The following is a 15,507-nucleotide window of genomic DNA, read 5'->3' as shown; positions in this document are numbered from 1 at the left end:
CCGCGCTGGCCGCAACGCCGCCCCGCCCCTGCGGCTACACTGCCCGGGCATGCCCGAAGCGCACCCCCGCACCTGAGGACGCGGGCGCTGTTCCTCATCGGCAGGCAAGGCGCCACTGCCGAAGCGGCCGCCCGCGAGGTCGGCGTGAACGTGCAGACCGTGCGCGCCTGGTGGCACGAGCACCGCCGGGCCAACGGCATACCCCCCGCGCAACGCGCCCACCCGCCCGAGACCAAACACGCCGCGCTGCGCCTCGTCCTCGAAGACGGGCTCACCCCCACCCAAGCCGCCCGGCAAACCGGCGCCCACCCCGCCGCCATCAGAAAATGGGCACAACACCGCCTCGACGAACTCCACCAAGACCAGCTACAAGACCTCGCCATCCGCTCGCCACCCAACACAACCAACCCCTCCCCGACATCGCCCAACGCCTCCACATCCCCCTCGGCACACTCGTCCGCTGGCTCCACAACAACCAACACCCCAAACGCGGCAAACACCGCTAAAACAGCCAAAGCGAGCGGCCCTCAACGAGACGGAAGCCACGAGGCACACCAACATCCCGCGTACACCTACGGGCGCATCGAGCGCGGCATGCGAGAGCCTCCCGAGGAGATCGCCACGCGCATCGCGACGACGCTCGGCGTCAGCGCCGAAGAATTCCGAGCATCGTGGCTGCGCGCCCGCGACCGGCCTCCCGGCACACCGGCGTGATCTCGCGGCAGCGCTCCGGCCCAAGTCATGTTTACGTATCGAAAACCTAGAGTCGAAGACCTCACGACGACCGTTCAGCATCTCACGGAAAAAGCGATCGGCACCCTATCCTGCCTGCTAAAAGCGTTAGAAACCTAACGATGGAATTCGCTCCAAACATGTGTTCCCTTTAATCAGCGGGTTCGGGGTTCGAGTCCCTGCTGGCGCACGCGTTCGCCCCAGGTCAGAAGCATTTCTGACCTGGGGCTTTTTGTTGCTCGACTTGGTTCTCGTTTCTGAACAGCTCAATGTTCGGCAGAAGGACGGCCTTCGGGCGGGGCCAAAATCGGGCCAAGCGCCCGGACTCGTTGACGCTTCGCTTCGATCAGCGCGCCCAGGGCGACGGACGCGCGGTCGAATCGTTCTGGCCCACCATGGAACACGAACTACCCGACCGGCACACCTGGACCAGGCGAGCAAAGCTGGCCAGCGCCATTTTGAGCGGGCCGAAGCCTTCTGCGACCCCGTCAAACAGCACACCGGCCTCGGCTCTCTGCCGCCCACCGCGCACCAGACCCCGCCCGCCGCCGCAGCGAGCGCGGCACGCCCCAACCACCAACCCGTCCGGAAAAGCAAGCCAAGCTCCGGGTCCTATATTGAAGGGAGCCCTCGCGCGACCCTGCGCCCCACGCCGAAGAAGCGTTCCGCCGTCTCATCACCAACGCCTTTCGACTGCCGCCCGGACTCGGAGCCGCGTGCACCGAGGAAGTCTCCCGGGCACGCAAGCCTTCGCGCGCTGAAGAAGTGACGGGTTCCACCTCCCTCGCCATGGAAATTTGGGGCTGGGTCCCGTAAAGTCTTCAACAAGGCGCATGTCATGTGTATTGACATGCGCCTTGTTGGAGGAGCGCCACCCCTGACAACGAGCCCAACAGGAACGGAGAAGCCAATGCCCGACAAGATGACAGGGCTGCGTCTGGTGCGCGTGTTGTCGCCTTTCGAAACCTTTTTCGCCCTGGGCTCGATGACGCTACGGTTCACCGCCGTGTTGCGCGGCTCGCTCGACACGGCGGCGTTGCGGGAAGCATTTGTCGCGCTTCGGCGGGCAAATCCGTCCCTGAACGGGCGGGTCGAGCCGCACGAGCAGGGCTTGGCCCTGGTCGTCGACGAGTTTTCCGAACCGGTCGTGCGGGTGCGGGAAGGCGACTTTGACGAGCGATTCGACATCATGGACCACACGCAGCACTTGGTCGAGCTCGAACTCGTCTCAAAAGGAGACCGGCATTGGGTCTCTCTCAGCGTGAGCCACACGATGGCCGACGCCCGCCTCGGCTACACCTACTTCCTGGAGCTGCTGTCGACCTACACCGATCTCGTGACCACGGGCGCGGCGAGCGATGGGAGCGCGCGCCCTGTCCCTGATGCTCCGGAAGCCCTTTTGGCCGAGCGCGGAATCGTCAAACGGAGGGAGCCTGGCGCCATGAAGTTGGCCGGCGTGGTCAGCCTGGCCACCGACGAGAAGGCCTCGGAAAGTTCGCCAAGGATGTCGAAACAGGCACTGCGGTTCGACAAGAGGACATCGAAAGCTTTGCTGGACGCGGCAAAGGCCCGAGGAATCAGCATGCACGGGGTCGTCGCCGGAGCAGCCATCAGCGCTGCCCGGACGCTGATGGAAGGACATGGGAACAAACCGATCGACTTCGGCCTGTCGTCCCAGGTCGATATCCGGTCCAGAATCCAGCCGCCGGTCGGGATCGACGCTGGAACAAATGTGCTCGGCTTCTCCTACGCGCGAGTTGCCGCGCGCCCCGAGGACGATCCCTTTGAACTGGGAAAATCGGTGACAGACCAACTTCGAGAGGATCTCGCCGACGGCGTCGTGCAGCAATACGTGCTGCACTTGGACGACATGGGGGCGCGATTGAAAGATCCGTCCCCCACACTGGGAATCAGCAACGTCGGCGTGCTCGTCATCCCTCGAACTCCTGATTCGCTGACGGTCGAAGGAGTCATCGGCGGCATAGAGTCGGACTTCAGCACGCTCAACCAGCTTCGCTCCGCGGCGCCCGAAGAAGAACGACCGGCCCCCATGCCACCGCTCATCGGGGTGTACAGCGTCTTAGACGAGCTGCACATTCAGCTCTTGCATTCGGAGTCCACCTTCCCGAAAGCCCGTGCCGAACAGCTCGTCCGAGCCATGGAGACCGTTCTGCGGAAAATCGCGCTGCCATGAGTTCCCCGCGCAGGCATTCCACTTGAGGACCATCCGCACAACGCGGGAAGGGCTCCCACTCCGGCTGAGACACACCGGAGGGCAGACCGCATTTCCTCGTTCACGGACGAGTGTCGCACGCACTGCGCAGGCACCCTGCGCAAGCTAGAGCGCCAACCCGGCGCCGAGGCAGCCCAACGGGTCGCACGCCGCGATCTCCCAGTGGGACAGACAGGCGTTGCCAGCTCTTGGACGGAACGCCGAAGCCCCCGACTCGTCGGCGCCAGCCCCCGGCGCGGGCCGTCCTGGAGGGCGGAGAAACTCCCAATATCGCGATCATCCAGCCCTTGGGACTTCTGCGGCCCCAGGACGTGTGTTCGTCTCGGATCAGGGGTTACTCGGAGCCGTTGAGGCCTCGCAAGTGCGCGAGAAGCTCTGTGCCGTCGGGGACTCCGAGGCCTGTGGCCGCGTCCCAGCCTTTGCCGGCCTTGTAGGCCCCGTTGTTCCCGATGGTGATATCGCGGAATCCGGGGTACGCGGTTGATCCTGGAGTTCGCGGGTACACCAGCGGCTGCAACAGGCCGAGGGGGCGGCCGAGGCTTTCCGCGAGTCTTGCCACAAGCGCCGCCCACAACGGAGCGACCGCGCTGGTCCCGCCGATCACAGCGGGTTGGTTGTCCACAAGGACTTGGTATCCGGTCGCCGGATCGGCCACGGCGGACACATCGGGGACGCCTCGCCCGGCATGGGGAACGTCGACATGCGCTTGCCATGCGGGCCGGGGAAAGACGTCGCTCACCCCGCCTCCTGTCGATCCCTGGCTGTCGTTCCACACTGTTTCGCTCTGGACGACGCCGGTTGCCGGATCGGCGCGCAGACTGGTGCCCCCGGTGGCGAGGACGTACGGGCTCGAAGCCGGGAAGTCCACATGGGCCCTCCTATCCGGAACCCCGTCAGAGCTTCCCGAATCCCCCGCCGCGGCGGTCACCGTGACGCCGAGGGCAGCGGCGTCGCGCAAGGCCTGGTTCAACGCGTCGCGCGCCGAAGCCGTCCAGGAGTCCTCGCTCGCGCCCCAACTGATGCTGATCGCCGTTGGCGGCGGTGTCGCGTGCGCCGCTTGGCTGACGGCGTCGAGGAACCCCTGGTCTGTGTTGGGCGCGAAATAGACGAGCACGTGCGCGCCGGGAGCCAAGGCTCCTGCGACCTCGACGTCCAATTGCACCTCGCCGTCAGCGCCGGGGTCGGGGCCTGGGGCGTTTTGCGCGCCGTCCACCGACACGGCGGCGACCTTCGGGGGGACGACCCCCAGCGAAGCGAAGTACCGCCGCAAGCCTGCCGGGGTGTATCCCCCGCCAAGCTCGATGATCGCGATACGCTGCCCCGCCCCTGTTGCGTCTTGCGGGAAATTATAGATCTCGCCGAGCTGGACCGGCGTGTACGAACTGCCGAGAGCGGCGGCGGGGACAACCCGCAGCCTGGTCTCGGCCTGGCGGCGGTTGTCGAGTCCCAATACCGCGGTGACGATGCCGCCGAGCTCCGCCGGGACCGACAAAACACCAGTCCGATACCTGTATTCGAAGCCTCGGCCGCTGTGCGGGTCTGTCCCAGAAGCGCTGTGCAAGGCGATGTTGAAGGCGCGTTCTATGTCAGCGACCGCCCCTTCGACTTTGACACGCCGGGACGCGGCGTCGACCTCGACCACAGAAACCTTGAAACGCTCCAACACCGAGCGGACCTTCTCAATGTCCACCGGGTCAGCCCCGTAGCGCGCGGCGAGCTCATCGGAGCTGATGAACTGCTGATCGAGCACGAGGGCTTCGGGAAGCTCCGAACGTCTGCGGAGCACCACTGTGGCGCTGGCGGTTTGCGCTCGGGAAGCCCGCGCCGCAGTTGCGTTCGAGCGCGCGGCGAGAAGAGGAGCCTCGCGCTCACTGCCGGGGAGTGGGGTGTAACGGGGTTGCGTCATGCTTCCACACTAACGACGAGGGGCGACAAAACAGCGGACGAGAACCTGCCCGTTGCCCTGCGCGGCGCTCCCCGCCCCTGTCCGTCGCACAACCGCGACGCGACACGGGAATCCGCACTCTGCCCCAAAAGGCAGCAAGGGCCGAGTAGAATCGACAGCTTGTGCGCACACCTGCACATGCTCGGCAGGCTGCGCCGTCGGCAGACACACTCATGAGGAGGACCTGGACGTGTCGGACGAGCAGCAGTGTTGCGAGGACCAAGACCGCCTCGACGTGCTCTACACCCGGTTGGACCTGCTGAAAGCGACAGCCGAACGTCGCCTGCGCGAAGCGCTCCTCGCGGGCGACGGCGACGACCAGGAACGCTCCGAACGCGAGTCCTATGTCCAGTTGTACAGCGAAGACCTGGCCAAATACCACGCGGCGGAGCACAATCTCTGCTTCGGCCGACTCGATATGGCCGACGGCGAGCGCCGGTACATCGGCAGGCTCGGCATGTTCGAGGACGACAGCGACGAGATCCTGCTCTTGGACTGGCGCGCGCCCCTTTCCCGCCCGTTCTACCTCGCGACGCCCGCGGCCCCGGAAGACGTGGTGCGCAGACGCCACATCCGCACCCGCAACCGCAAGGTGCTCACGGTCAATGACGAGACGCTGGATGTGTCCGAAGCAGTGGGCGCAGAGCAGAGCGGCGGGGTGGTCAACGAGGCGGCGCTCGTCGCGGCCCTCGGCGCCGCGAGGACCGGGCAGATGGGCGACATCGTCGACACTATTCAGCGCGAGCAGGACCTCATCATCCGCAACGAGCACCGGGGCGTGATCGTGGTGCAAGGCGGCCCTGGGACCGGGAAAACTGCCGTCGCACTGCACCGCGCCGCGTACCTCCTGTACACGCACCGGACCAAGCTCGCGCGCAGCGGCGTGCTCATCATCGGCCCGAACGACACCTTCCTCGACTACATCGGCCAGGTCCTCCCCTCGCTCGGCGAGACCGGCGTTCTGCTCGCCACGGTCGGAACGCTCTTCCCGGGATTGCAGCCGACTGAAGAGGATTCGCTCCAAGCGCGCGCGGTGAAAGGCTCGCTCGGCATGGTGGATGTGCTCAAAGCCGCCGTGCGGGACTATCAGCGCCTTCCCAAAAACCGGATCCGGATCCCGTTCGGGCGCCACGAGCTGATCGTGGACCGCGATCTGGTGTCCAAGGCCCAGGGCCGGGCGCGCAACTCGCGGCGGCCGCACAACCCGGCCCGGCAGGTGTTCCTGCGCGCCGCCATCGACGCGTTGGCCGACCGGCTGTGGCGCGAGACCGAGCAGGAAGGATCGAATGACCTGGACAGCTACCAGGACATCCGAGACGAGCTGCGTTCGGACCCCGACGTGTTCGAAGCGCTCGGCGAATTCTGGCCGGAGCTCGACCCGCACAACGTGCTGCGCGAGCTGTACGCGCAGCCGGAGAGACTGAGCGGGCTGGCGCCAGCGGAGCAAGCCGCGCTGGCCCGGCCCTCGGGGGCGGGGTTCTCTCCCGCCGACGCGCCGCTTTTGGACGAGTTGGCCGAGCTCATCGGCACCGACGACGAGTCCGCGGCGGAAGAGGCGAGAATCAAACGGGCTAAGGCCATCGCCGAGGCGCAAGCCGCGCTCGACTTGGTCCGGGATTCGGGCAACGAGGACCCTGAAGACGGTTTCGACTCGGAGGTGCTGATGGCGCACGACCTCCTCGACGCAGAAGCCTTGGCGGATCGGCACTCGCACACCTCGCTGGCGAGCGCGGCGGAACGGGCGGAGGCGGATCGGACATGGGCGTTCGGCCACGTCATCGTTGATGAGGCCCAAGAGCTTTCGCCCATGGATTGGCGCATGGTTTTCCGCCGTTCCCCGAACCGCTGGATGACTCTGGTCGGCGACGTCGCGCAGACGGGCGACCCCGCTGGGGCTTCTTCGTGGGCGGACGTCCTCTCGCCGTATGTGGCGAACAGGTGGCGGCTCGCCGAGCTCACTGTGAACTACCGGACCCCGAGCGAGATCATGGGTCTGGCCGCGGACGTGCTGCGCGAGATCAACCCAGAGCAGACGCCACCGCGGTCGATCCGCGCCTCCGGGCACGTCCCATTCGCGGTGTCTGTGACAGCCGACAAGATCGCGGCGACCGTCGCAGACTTGACTGGAGGTGGTGAATTCACCGGGTTGACCGCTATCCTCGCGCCGTCGGACGAGGCTTCCTCGCTCCGGCATCTCGTTTCCGAGTCGGTGCGTGTGCACACCGTCCACGAAGTCAAGGGGTTGGAGTTCGACAATGTCGTCCTGATCGAGCCCGCGGACCTGGTCGCGGAATCCCCTCGCGGCCACAACGACCTCTATGTGGCGCTCACCCGCGCGACGCAACGACTGGTGGTGGTGCACAGCAAAGCACTCCCGAAGACGCTCGCCTCCCTCGCCCAGCGCCCCGCTCTCGCGGGCTGAGCGAGGCGGCGAGAAGCCGCGCGGGCGGACGGCGAAGCGCGAGGAAAACGTGTGCGTCTGCCGGCACGGTCCAGGGCGTTACACGGTCTAGACGGTGTGGACGATGAGCACATCGATGTCGGCCCTGCGGGCGACATCGGAAGGCACGGAGCCCAAGAGGCGTCCCGTGATGGACGAGAGCCCCCGGTTGCCGACCACGAGGAGGTCTGCTTTCACGCCGATGACGAGGTCGATCAAGGCGTCCACCGGGTTCTTTCCCTCAATGGCGCGCTGTTCGATATTCTGCGCCCCCGCTTTTTTCGCGCGGTCAGTCGCGGCCCGCAGGATCTCGTACGCGGGCGTGCTGCCGGTGATCTGGAAAGCTTCGCCCTTGAGCGCGTCCGCCGCAGCGCCGCCAGCAGCGGCGCCCTGCTGATACGCCGTCGCGATGTACAAGGTCGCCCCCGCCGCGCCAGAGACCTCTGCAGCGCGTTCCACTGCACGGAACGACGATTCAGAGCCGTCGGTGCCCACCACCACGCTGCGGTATAACGCCACCTTGTTACCTCCTTCGCCCACGCCGCCAGCAGCGGCGCGGAACCTCTTGATCTCTCTGCGCGATGTGCGCCATCTCACGGTAAAGCCTGTCCTCGCTGGAAGCAAGGACAATCGCAAAACATGTCACAAACGGACCCCTGCCTGGGGAACGCGCGCTTACTTCTTGTCCGCCGGGAAGATCGTGCTGTTGGCCAGCCGCAACGCGACCTTCAGGGCCGGTTTGGCGAGCGGCCCGGCCAGCCACAGCGGCAGGAAGCCGACGACCTTCGGAGTCGCCGCCAGCTTCCAGGTGACTTTGGTGCCGCCCCGCTTGGTCGGCTCGAAGTTGTATTGAGAAGCCAGGTGCTTGAGCACAGGCAGCGACGCGCCGGTCCCTGTGTAGCCGAAGACCTTACCCTCTTCGTACTCGACGACCTGCTCGCCCAGCGCGAGAGGGAGAGTTTTGAGGTAACGGACCGCGCCCTCGCCCGGTGTGCCGACGTAATGCACGCCCTTGACGCCGGGGAGCCAGCTGAACGCGTGCTCGCCGGTGAGCACCTGCCAGATCTTCTCGACCGGGTGTTTGAACTTCACCGTCGCATTGGCGCGGAAGGATCCGGTTTTGAGGTAGTCGTTGAACTCGGCCTTGTCGAGAATGCCCTTCGCGCCGAAACGGAACGGGGCCTTGGAGCCCCGGGAGGCGAACACCAGGAAAGCGAGGGCGACCAAGGGAAGCGCGACGGCCGCGGCGGCGATGCTGTACAAGAGCTTGTCGTCCGCGGCGGGATCGTACGCGGGGTAAGAGCTCGGCGCGGCAGGCTGCGCGGGAGCGTTCTGGGGTTCGGTCATATCTCTGCTGTCCTTTGCGGCTCGATCCGACAAGCTTTTTGGGCTTGGAACGATTCTCTGGTGGCCCGCATGCGGGCCACCAGACAATCTAAACCTCACACAGAGAGCTACAACACAGGACCCCGTTATAGCCAGCGCGGGGAGCAATGCCCGACACTGCGCCGGGAGCCGTCCGCCGTGTCGGGCCGCGGTCTGCTCGCTTCGGGCCGCGCCCGCTCGGCGCGCACAGCCCGAGCACGGTTTCTGCCGCATTCCTCGAGAGGGCCCCACGACAGGTAAACTAAGCGGATGCCGCCACTTCGATCCAGAACCACCACCATCGGCCGAGCAGCGGCCGGTGCGCGTTCGCTCTGGCGCGCCACTGGTCTCACCGACTCCGATTTCGGCAAGCCCATCGTCGCCATCGCCAATTCCTACACCCAGTTCGTTCCGGGGCACGTCCATCTGAAAAACGTCGGAGAGATCGTGGCCGACGCCGTCCGCGCGGCGGGCGGCGTCGCGCGAGAGTTCCACACCATCGCCGTGGACGACGGCATCGCCATGGGCCACGGCGGCATGCTGTACTCCCTGCCCAGCCGCGAACTCATCTCCGACTCGGTCGAGTACATGGTGAACGCGCACACCGCCGACGCCCTGGTCTGCATTTCGAACTGCGACAAAATCACCCCTGGGATGCTCAACGCGGCAATGCGCCTGAACATCCCCGCCGTCTTCGTCTCCGGAGGCCCCATGGAGGCCGGGAAAGCGGTGATCGCCGACGGCGTGGCCCATGCTCCCACAGACCTCATCACCGCTATCTCGGCGAGCGCGAACGAGGCCGTCACCGACGACAGCCTCGACGAGATCGAGCGCAGCGCGTGCCCCACCTGCGGCTCCTGCTCGGGCATGTTCACCGCGAACTCGATGAACTGCCTCACCGAGGCATTGGGCCTTTCCTTGCCCGGCAACGGTTCCACCCTCGCCACCCACGCCGCCCGGCGCGCGCTTTTCGAGCGGGCGGGCTTCACAGTCGTCGAGGCCGCCAAGCGCTGGTACCACGAGGACGACGACTCGGTGCTGCCCCGCAACATCGCCACCCCGAAGGCTTTCGCGAACGCCATGGCGCTCGATGTGGCGATGGGCGGCTCGACGAACACCGTGCTGCACATCCTCGCCGCCGCGAACGAGGGCGAGGTGCCCTTCGCCCTCGCCGACATCGACGCGGTCAGCCGCCGAGTGCCCTGCCTTTCCAAGGTCGCCCCGAACTCCGACTACCACATGGAGGACGTGCATCGCGCGGGCGGCATCCCCGCGATCCTCGGCGAGCTGCGCCGCGCGGGCCTGCTGCACGAGGACGTGCACACCGTCCACTCGCGCACAATGGACGAATGGCTCGACACCTGGGACGTCCGTTCCGGCAAGGCCTCGGACGAAGCCGTCGAACTTTTCCACGCCGCACCCGGCGGCGTGCGGACCACCGAGCCTTTTTCCACCAAGAACCGCTGGTCGAGCCTGGACCTGGACGCGGCAGGCGGATGCATCCGCGACGTGGAGCACGCCTACACCAAAGAGGGCGGGCTCGTAGTGCTGCGCGGGAACCTCGCTCCCGACGGCGCGATCCTCAAAACAGCGGGCATCGACCAAGACCTGTTCTCCTTCCAAGGCCCTGCCGTGGTGGTCGAATCCCAAGAGGAGGCCGTCTCGGCCATTCTCGGCAAAAAGATCAAACCCGGCGATATCGTGGTCGTTCGCTACGAGGGCCCCGCCGGTGGGCCGGGCATGCAAGAGATGCTGCACCCCACGTCGTTCTTGAAAGGCATGGGCCTTGGGAAGGTCTGCGCGCTCATCACCGACGGACGCTTCTCCGGCGGCACGTCGGGCCTGTCGATCGGCCATGTGTCCCCCGAGGCGGCCTCCGGGGGCGTGATCGGCCTGGTCGAGAACGGCGACCAGATCCGCATCGACGTCGCCACCCGAGCCCTTGAACTGCTCGTCCACGACGACGTCCTCGCCGAGCGCCGCGCAAAGATGGAGGCCTCCGAGCGCCCGTGGACCCCCCTGGCGCGCCAGCGGACGGTGACGGCGGCACTGCGGGCGTACGCCGCCATGGCGACGTCCGCGGACCAAGGCGCAGTGCGGAGAGTGCCCGCACGATGAAATTCCGCGCCTTCGCGGCTTCGGCCGCACTCGCTTGCGCCCTCCCCCTCGTCGCAGGTTGCGCCGACTTCGAGCACCTCAACAACTCGCCGTTCCAAGACGCCTTCCAAGGCGCGCTCAGCGGCGGGAAAAAGCCGCCGCCTGAACAACAACAGCCCTCCCCGCCGCAGGAGCAGCAGGGACCGGACGACCGCAAACCGGGGCCGTGCGAGGATCTGGATCCCGCTGTCATCGCCACCTGCATCAATATCACCGGCGGTATAGCCCCGATTCCCGGAGCCCAGGCAGCGTTGGTCGCCGAGCGCGGCACGGGGAACATTCTGCTCGCAAAACGCGGGCCGAGCCAGAAGCCCGCGCTGGTCACGCATGTGGATGTGAACGCGGCAGGCGACGGGGGGCTCATGGACATCGCCCTTTCGCCCCAGTTCGGCACTGACGGCGCCATCTTCGCCTATATCTCGACGCCGAGCGACAACCGCGTGGTCCGATTGACAAAAGAGGGCGGCGCGAGCGACGTCCTGGTCGGCATTCCGCACACCGCCGACGGCAACTACGGGTCGATCCAGTTTGGACCTGGCGGCGCGCTGTACGTGCTCACCAGCAGCGCTGGCGACGAAGCCGCGGCGGCGGACCCGAACTCCCTCGCGGGGAAAATCTTGCGAATCGAACCGAACCAGCTGGAGGGCGGCGCGCACGCCGAACCGGAAATCATCACGAGCGGCCTCGGCTCAGGCGGGGCGCTCTGCTTTGATATCGACGACCCCGACTCCACGCTGTGGTACACGAATCGCAGCCCCGTGAAAGACGAGCTGCTGCGCATTCCGAAAGGGACGAAATCGCCGCAGCTGGTGTGGAGCTGGCCGGACCGGCCGGGGGTGTCCGGGTGCGCTGTGAAAAAAATGGTCGCCTTCGTGGCGGTGCGCGACAAACTCCTCACACTCACGATGCCGACCGGAGCCAGCGGCCTGCCTGCCCCGCCCGTGGTGGCAGTGGACGGCAAGTACGGCGCGCTCGGCGACGTCGCGGCCTCCGCCTCGGGCATGCTGTGCTTCGGCACAGTCAATCGCTCCCCCGGCGGCAAGCCGAACGAGAACGTCGATGACCGTGTGGTCTGCAGCGCCGGCGGCGGAGGCGGCGGCGGCAACGTCCCCGGTTTCGGCGAACCGCCGAAACCGAAAGACGACTGACCGCTTCTCGCCGATGGCGCGAAGCTGGTACATCCCCCGGCTGGTCGCGGCCAGGACGCCGTCCTGCGTCTTCAGCTCCCCTTCGAGGACGAAATCGGCCTTGCCCTTCGCCTGCGCCTCCTCTTGGATCGCGGCGATGGCCTCCTCTGCGAGGCAGATCTCCACGGTGACGTCGCTTGTGACGGGCTTGTGGAACTGAATGTTCATCTCTTTGACGATGGGGAAGAACTGCGCGTGTCGAACGAGGTCAAATACAGTAGACCGCCGGGAAGCTCGGCCAACGTGACCAACGCCCCCGCGTACATGGCGCCGATGTGGTTCTCATTCCCCTCGTACGGCATCCAGCAGCGCGCTTTGCCGCGTTGCGCGATGAGGACCCGCAATCCGCTGCGCTCGACAAACGCGATGCCCGTCGCGCCGAACTCGACCAATGCCGCCTCGTCCGCAGCCGCCAGCCTTTCCAAGGGGCGCTCGAAAGCACAGAGTGTGTAAATAACACTGCTATACGACACACTCACGGCTTACGCGAGAAGGCTCACACGGGATCGGCCGGCTCCGGATCTACCCCTGCCCGCAGGACTTCAGGATCAAGGCGCGAACAGCTTTGCCGTCCGCCTGTCCTTTCATCGCCTTCATCACCGCGCCCATGACCGGGCCGATCGCCTGCTGCCTGCCTTCACGGATCGCGTCGGCCTCGGACGGGAACTGCGCGAGCGCCGCGTCAACGGCGGCCTGGAGCGCGCCGTCGTCGCGCACGACCTTCAAACCCCGCTGCGCGACGACCGCATCGGGCTCGCCCTCCCCTGCGAGCACCCCGTCGATCACTTGCGCCGCCATTTTGCTGGTGAGCTCTCCAGAGGCGACAAGCGCGAGCGTCTTCGCCACCTGGGCCGGGGTGATCGGCAGGTCGGCGAGCGCCACCCCTCGCTCGTTCGCGACACGGGAGAGCTGGGAGAGCCACACTCCCCGCGCCGCGTCCGCACCCGCGCCCGCCTCGACGCTTTCGATGATGAGCTCCACAGCGCCCGCGTTCACCACATCCCGCATCACCTCGTCGCTGAAGCCCCATTCGGCCTGCAACCGCGCCCGGCGCCGCGCAGGAGGCTCCGGCAGGGTCGCGCGCAAACTCTGCACCCAAGCCGGGTCCGGGGCCACCGGCACAAGATCAGGCTCGGGGAAATAGCGGTAATCCGCGGCGGTCTCTTTGATCCGTCCCGGCTTGGTCGTCCCGTCGTCCTGGTAGTGCCTGGTCTCCTGCAAAATCTCGCCGCCGTTGACGAGCACTGCCGCTTGCCTGCGCATCTCGTGGCGAACAGCGGTCTCCACGCTGCGCAAGGAGTTCACGTTCTTCGTCTCGGTGCGCGTCCCGAACTCTTGCGCGCCCTTGGCCATGAGCGAGACGTTCGCGTCGCAACGCAACGATCCTTGCTCCATGCGCACATCCGAGACCCCGAGCGCGCCGAGCAGCTCCCGCAACGCCGTGACGTAGGCCCTCGCGACTTCCGGGGCACGGGCGCCCGTGCCGACAATGGGCTTGGTGACGATCTCGATCAACGGAGTGCCCGCCCGGTTGAAGTCCACGAGCGACTGGTCCGCCCCGCCAATGCGGCCGTCCGAGCTGCCGATGTGCGTGAGCTTGCCGGTGTCCTCCTCCATATGCGCGCGTTCGATCTCGACGGTGACCGCAGTCCCGTCCTCCAAGGTCACCTCAAGCGCGCCGTTCTCGGCGATCGGCTCGTCGTACTGGGAGATCTGGTAGTTCTTCGGCATGTCCGGGTAGAAGTAGTTCTTCCGGGCGAAACGCCCCCAAGGGCGGATCGCGCAACCCAGGGCGAGCCCGATGCGCACCGCCGACTCGAGCGCCTTCTCGTTGAGCGAGGGCAACGCGCCCGGCAATCCGAGGCACGTCGGACAGACCTGGGTGTTCGGCGGCGCCCCGAAAACCACCCGGCAACCGCAGAACATCTTCGTGGCGGTGTTGAGCTCCACATGGACTTCCAAGCCCAACACCGGGTCGAAACGCTCCAAGACCTCGTCATAGTCCAACACATCAGCGGCAGCAGTGGTCATCGGGACAGTCTAGCCTCCGCAAACCATGCCGAACACACGAGTTTCCCGCACAATGGTCAGGTGATCCGCCGCGGCTTCTCCCCGACCCAGCTCGCCGCACGAGCCGCGTACTTGCTCAAAGGGAACGACCTCGGCGCCATGACCACGGCCGCGCCCAAGCTCTACCCGCACATGTGGAGCTGGGACGCCGCGATCGTGGCGGCGGGACTCGCCTCGCTCAGCGTCGAGCGCGCCGTGCGGGAGCTGGACACACTCCTCTCGGCGCAATGGTCCACAGGGATGATCCCGCATATCGTTTTCGCCCCAGCAGCCACCGGCTACTTCCCCGGCCCCGAGCGCTGGGAGACCGCGAGGCTGGCGGCCTCGGCCCCGAAAAAACCAGAGACCTCCGGGATCACCCAGCCCCCGGTGCACGTCATCGCCGTCCAGCGCATCCTCGACCACTCCCGCCGAAGGGGCAAGACGGTGCGCGGCGTCGCTGAGGAATTCCTCAACCGCCGCTGGCCGGACCTCATGCGCTGGCACCGATGGCTCGCCACCGCCAGGGACCAAGGGCAACACGGCCTCATCACGCTCTACCACGGCTGGGAATCGGGCATGGACAACTCCCCGCGCTGGGACGCGGCCTACGAGAACGTCGTGCCCGGCCGGATGCCCGGATATGTGCGCGAGGACATTTCCGTGGTCGGCGACCCCGGCCAGCGTCCGACGAACGCCGAATACGACCGATACCTGTGGCTGGTCGAGCAGATGAAGTCGGTCGGCTACGACGACGAGAAGCTGCCCGCCGTCATGGGCTTCCAGGTGCAAGACGTGTTTTTCTCCGCGATTTTCGCCATGGCCTGCGAGATGCTGGCGTATATCGGCGAGGACCACGCCAAACCCCACGCGGACGTGCGGGAGCTGCGCGCGTGGGCGGAGCTGTTCCGCTCCGGAGTGGCCTCCACGGCGCACCACCGCTCCGGCGCGGCCAGCGACTTCGACCTCATCGCGGGGCAACGGATTCCCACCGACACCTTGGCCATGTTCGCGCCGCTGATCTGCGGCGGTTTGGACCGGCCAAGGGAGATGGCCCTCGCCCGGCTTTTCGAAGGCTCACGTTGGTGCGGACATCCTGACCTGCTCTACGCTCTGCCGCCGTCCACCTCGCCAGTGTCGAAGCAGTACCGGCCCAAGGAGTACTGGCGAGGACCGGTGTGGCCGGTCATCACCTGGATTTTCTCGTTCGCCTTCGCGCGCAGGGGCTGGCCCGAACGCGCGGCGCAGCTCAAAGACGAGGCACTGCGCCTGGTGGCCGACGGGAAATTCGCCGAATACTACGAGCCGCACACGGGCGAGGCGCTCGGCAGCATGCAACAGTCTTGGACGGCCGCGGCAGTGCTGGACTGGCTGGGCTGACCCCGGACACGCCGGTTCA

At 66.6% G+C, this 15,507-nt stretch carries 11 protein-coding genes; 6 read left to right on the top strand and 5 right to left on the bottom strand.

The genetic code is table 11. The features are described from left to right. The first annotated feature begins 144 nt into the window (after positions 1 to 144). Complete coding sequence (locus SROT_RS16710) at positions 145 to 714, top strand: transposase (RefSeq protein WP_013138077.1); 570 nt, start codon at positions 145 to 147, stop codon at positions 712 to 714. A 928-nt stretch (positions 715 to 1,642) separates the two neighbouring features. Further along, positions 1,643 to 2,926 (top strand): phthiocerol/phthiodiolone dimycocerosyl transferase family protein, encoded by a 1,284-nt coding sequence (locus SROT_RS05755; RefSeq protein WP_013138075.1) that lies wholly within the window; start codon positions 1,643 to 1,645, stop codon positions 2,924 to 2,926. A 373-nt stretch (positions 2,927 to 3,299) separates the two neighbouring features. Here SROT_RS05755 and SROT_RS05750 read toward each other — a convergent pair whose 3' ends face one another. After that, positions 3,300 to 4,871: a S53 family peptidase gene (locus tag SROT_RS05750; protein WP_013138074.1), complete on the bottom strand. Its 1,572-nt coding sequence runs from the start codon at positions 4,869 to 4,871 to the stop codon at positions 3,300 to 3,302. 229 nt (positions 4,872 to 5,100) lie between these two features. Here SROT_RS05750 and SROT_RS05745 point away from each other — a divergent pair, with 229 nt between their 5' ends. Continuing rightward, positions 5,101 to 7,332 (top strand): HelD family protein, encoded by a 2,232-nt coding sequence (locus SROT_RS05745; RefSeq protein WP_013138073.1) that lies wholly within the window; start codon positions 5,101 to 5,103, stop codon positions 7,330 to 7,332. 87 nt (positions 7,333 to 7,419) lie between these two features. On the opposite strand, the gene SROT_RS05740 is transcribed toward SROT_RS05745, so the two are convergent. Continuing rightward, complete coding sequence (locus SROT_RS05740) at positions 7,420 to 7,869, bottom strand: universal stress protein (RefSeq protein WP_013138072.1); 450 nt, start codon at positions 7,867 to 7,869, stop codon at positions 7,420 to 7,422. 156 nt (positions 7,870 to 8,025) lie between these two features. Then, the gene (locus tag SROT_RS05735) at positions 8,026 to 8,697 is read right to left on the bottom strand and encodes an SRPBCC family protein (RefSeq protein WP_013138071.1); all 672 of its coding nucleotides are present in this window, start codon (positions 8,695 to 8,697) and stop codon (positions 8,026 to 8,028) included. Between the two features lie 288 nt (positions 8,698 to 8,985). Here SROT_RS05735 and ilvD point away from each other — a divergent pair, with 288 nt between their 5' ends. Together ilvD and SROT_RS15990 are read left to right on the top strand one after the other, a co-directional pair. Continuing rightward, complete coding sequence (ilvD, locus tag SROT_RS05730) at positions 8,986 to 10,833, top strand: dihydroxy-acid dehydratase (RefSeq protein ID WP_013138070.1); 1,848 nt, start codon at positions 8,986 to 8,988, stop codon at positions 10,831 to 10,833. Next, complete coding sequence (locus SROT_RS15990) at positions 10,830 to 12,020, top strand: PQQ-dependent sugar dehydrogenase (RefSeq protein WP_013138069.1); 1,191 nt, start codon at positions 10,830 to 10,832, stop codon at positions 12,018 to 12,020. The genes ilvD and SROT_RS15990 overlap by 4 nt, the downstream gene beginning before the upstream one ends. Positions 12,021 to 12,223: 203 nt before the next feature. Here the strand turns inward: SROT_RS15990 and SROT_RS16855 are convergent, their stop codons facing one another. Further along, positions 12,224 to 12,484, bottom strand: a complete 261-nt coding sequence (locus SROT_RS16855) for a DUF4442 domain-containing protein (protein ID WP_222829200.1) — start codon at positions 12,482 to 12,484, stop codon at positions 12,224 to 12,226. A 97-nt stretch (positions 12,485 to 12,581) separates the two neighbouring features. After that, entirely contained in the window at positions 12,582 to 14,090 is a 1,509-nt protein-coding gene (gene gatB, locus SROT_RS05715; RefSeq protein WP_013138068.1) for an Asp-tRNA(Asn)/Glu-tRNA(Gln) amidotransferase subunit GatB, read from the bottom strand. 60 nt (positions 14,091 to 14,150) lie between these two features. Here gatB and ggh point away from each other — a divergent pair, with 60 nt between their 5' ends. Next, positions 14,151 to 15,488, top strand: a complete 1,338-nt coding sequence (ggh, locus tag SROT_RS05710; RefSeq protein WP_013138067.1) for a glucosylglycerate hydrolase — start codon at positions 14,151 to 14,153, stop codon at positions 15,486 to 15,488. Positions 15,489 to 15,507: the final 19 nt, after the last annotated feature.

The sequence above is a fragment of the Segniliparus rotundus DSM 44985 genome (assembly GCF_000092825.1).
GTDB classification, from domain to species: domain Bacteria; phylum Actinomycetota; class Actinomycetes; order Mycobacteriales; family Mycobacteriaceae; genus Segniliparus; species Segniliparus rotundus.
This window is presented reverse-complemented; position numbering and strand designations above follow the sequence as displayed.

Coding starts and splice junctions, on each gene's coding strand:
- SROT_RS05735 (WP_013138071.1), bottom strand. CDS start 8,697: ATGACCGAACCCCAGAACGCTCCCGCGCAGCCTGCCGCGCCGAGCTCT.
- SROT_RS05755 (WP_013138075.1), top strand. CDS start 1,643: ATGCCCGACAAGATGACAGGGCTGCGTCTGGTGCGCGTGTTGTCGCCT.
- SROT_RS05750 (WP_013138074.1), bottom strand. CDS start 4,871: ATGACGCAACCCCGTTACACCCCACTCCCCGGCAGTGAGCGCGAGGCT.
- SROT_RS15990 (WP_013138069.1), top strand. CDS start 10,830: ATGAAATTCCGCGCCTTCGCGGCTTCGGCCGCACTCGCTTGCGCCCTC.
- gatB (WP_013138068.1), bottom strand. CDS start 14,090: ATGACCACTGCTGCCGCTGATGTGTTGGACTATGACGAGGTCTTGGAG.
- ilvD (WP_013138070.1), top strand. CDS start 8,986: ATGCCGCCACTTCGATCCAGAACCACCACCATCGGCCGAGCAGCGGCC.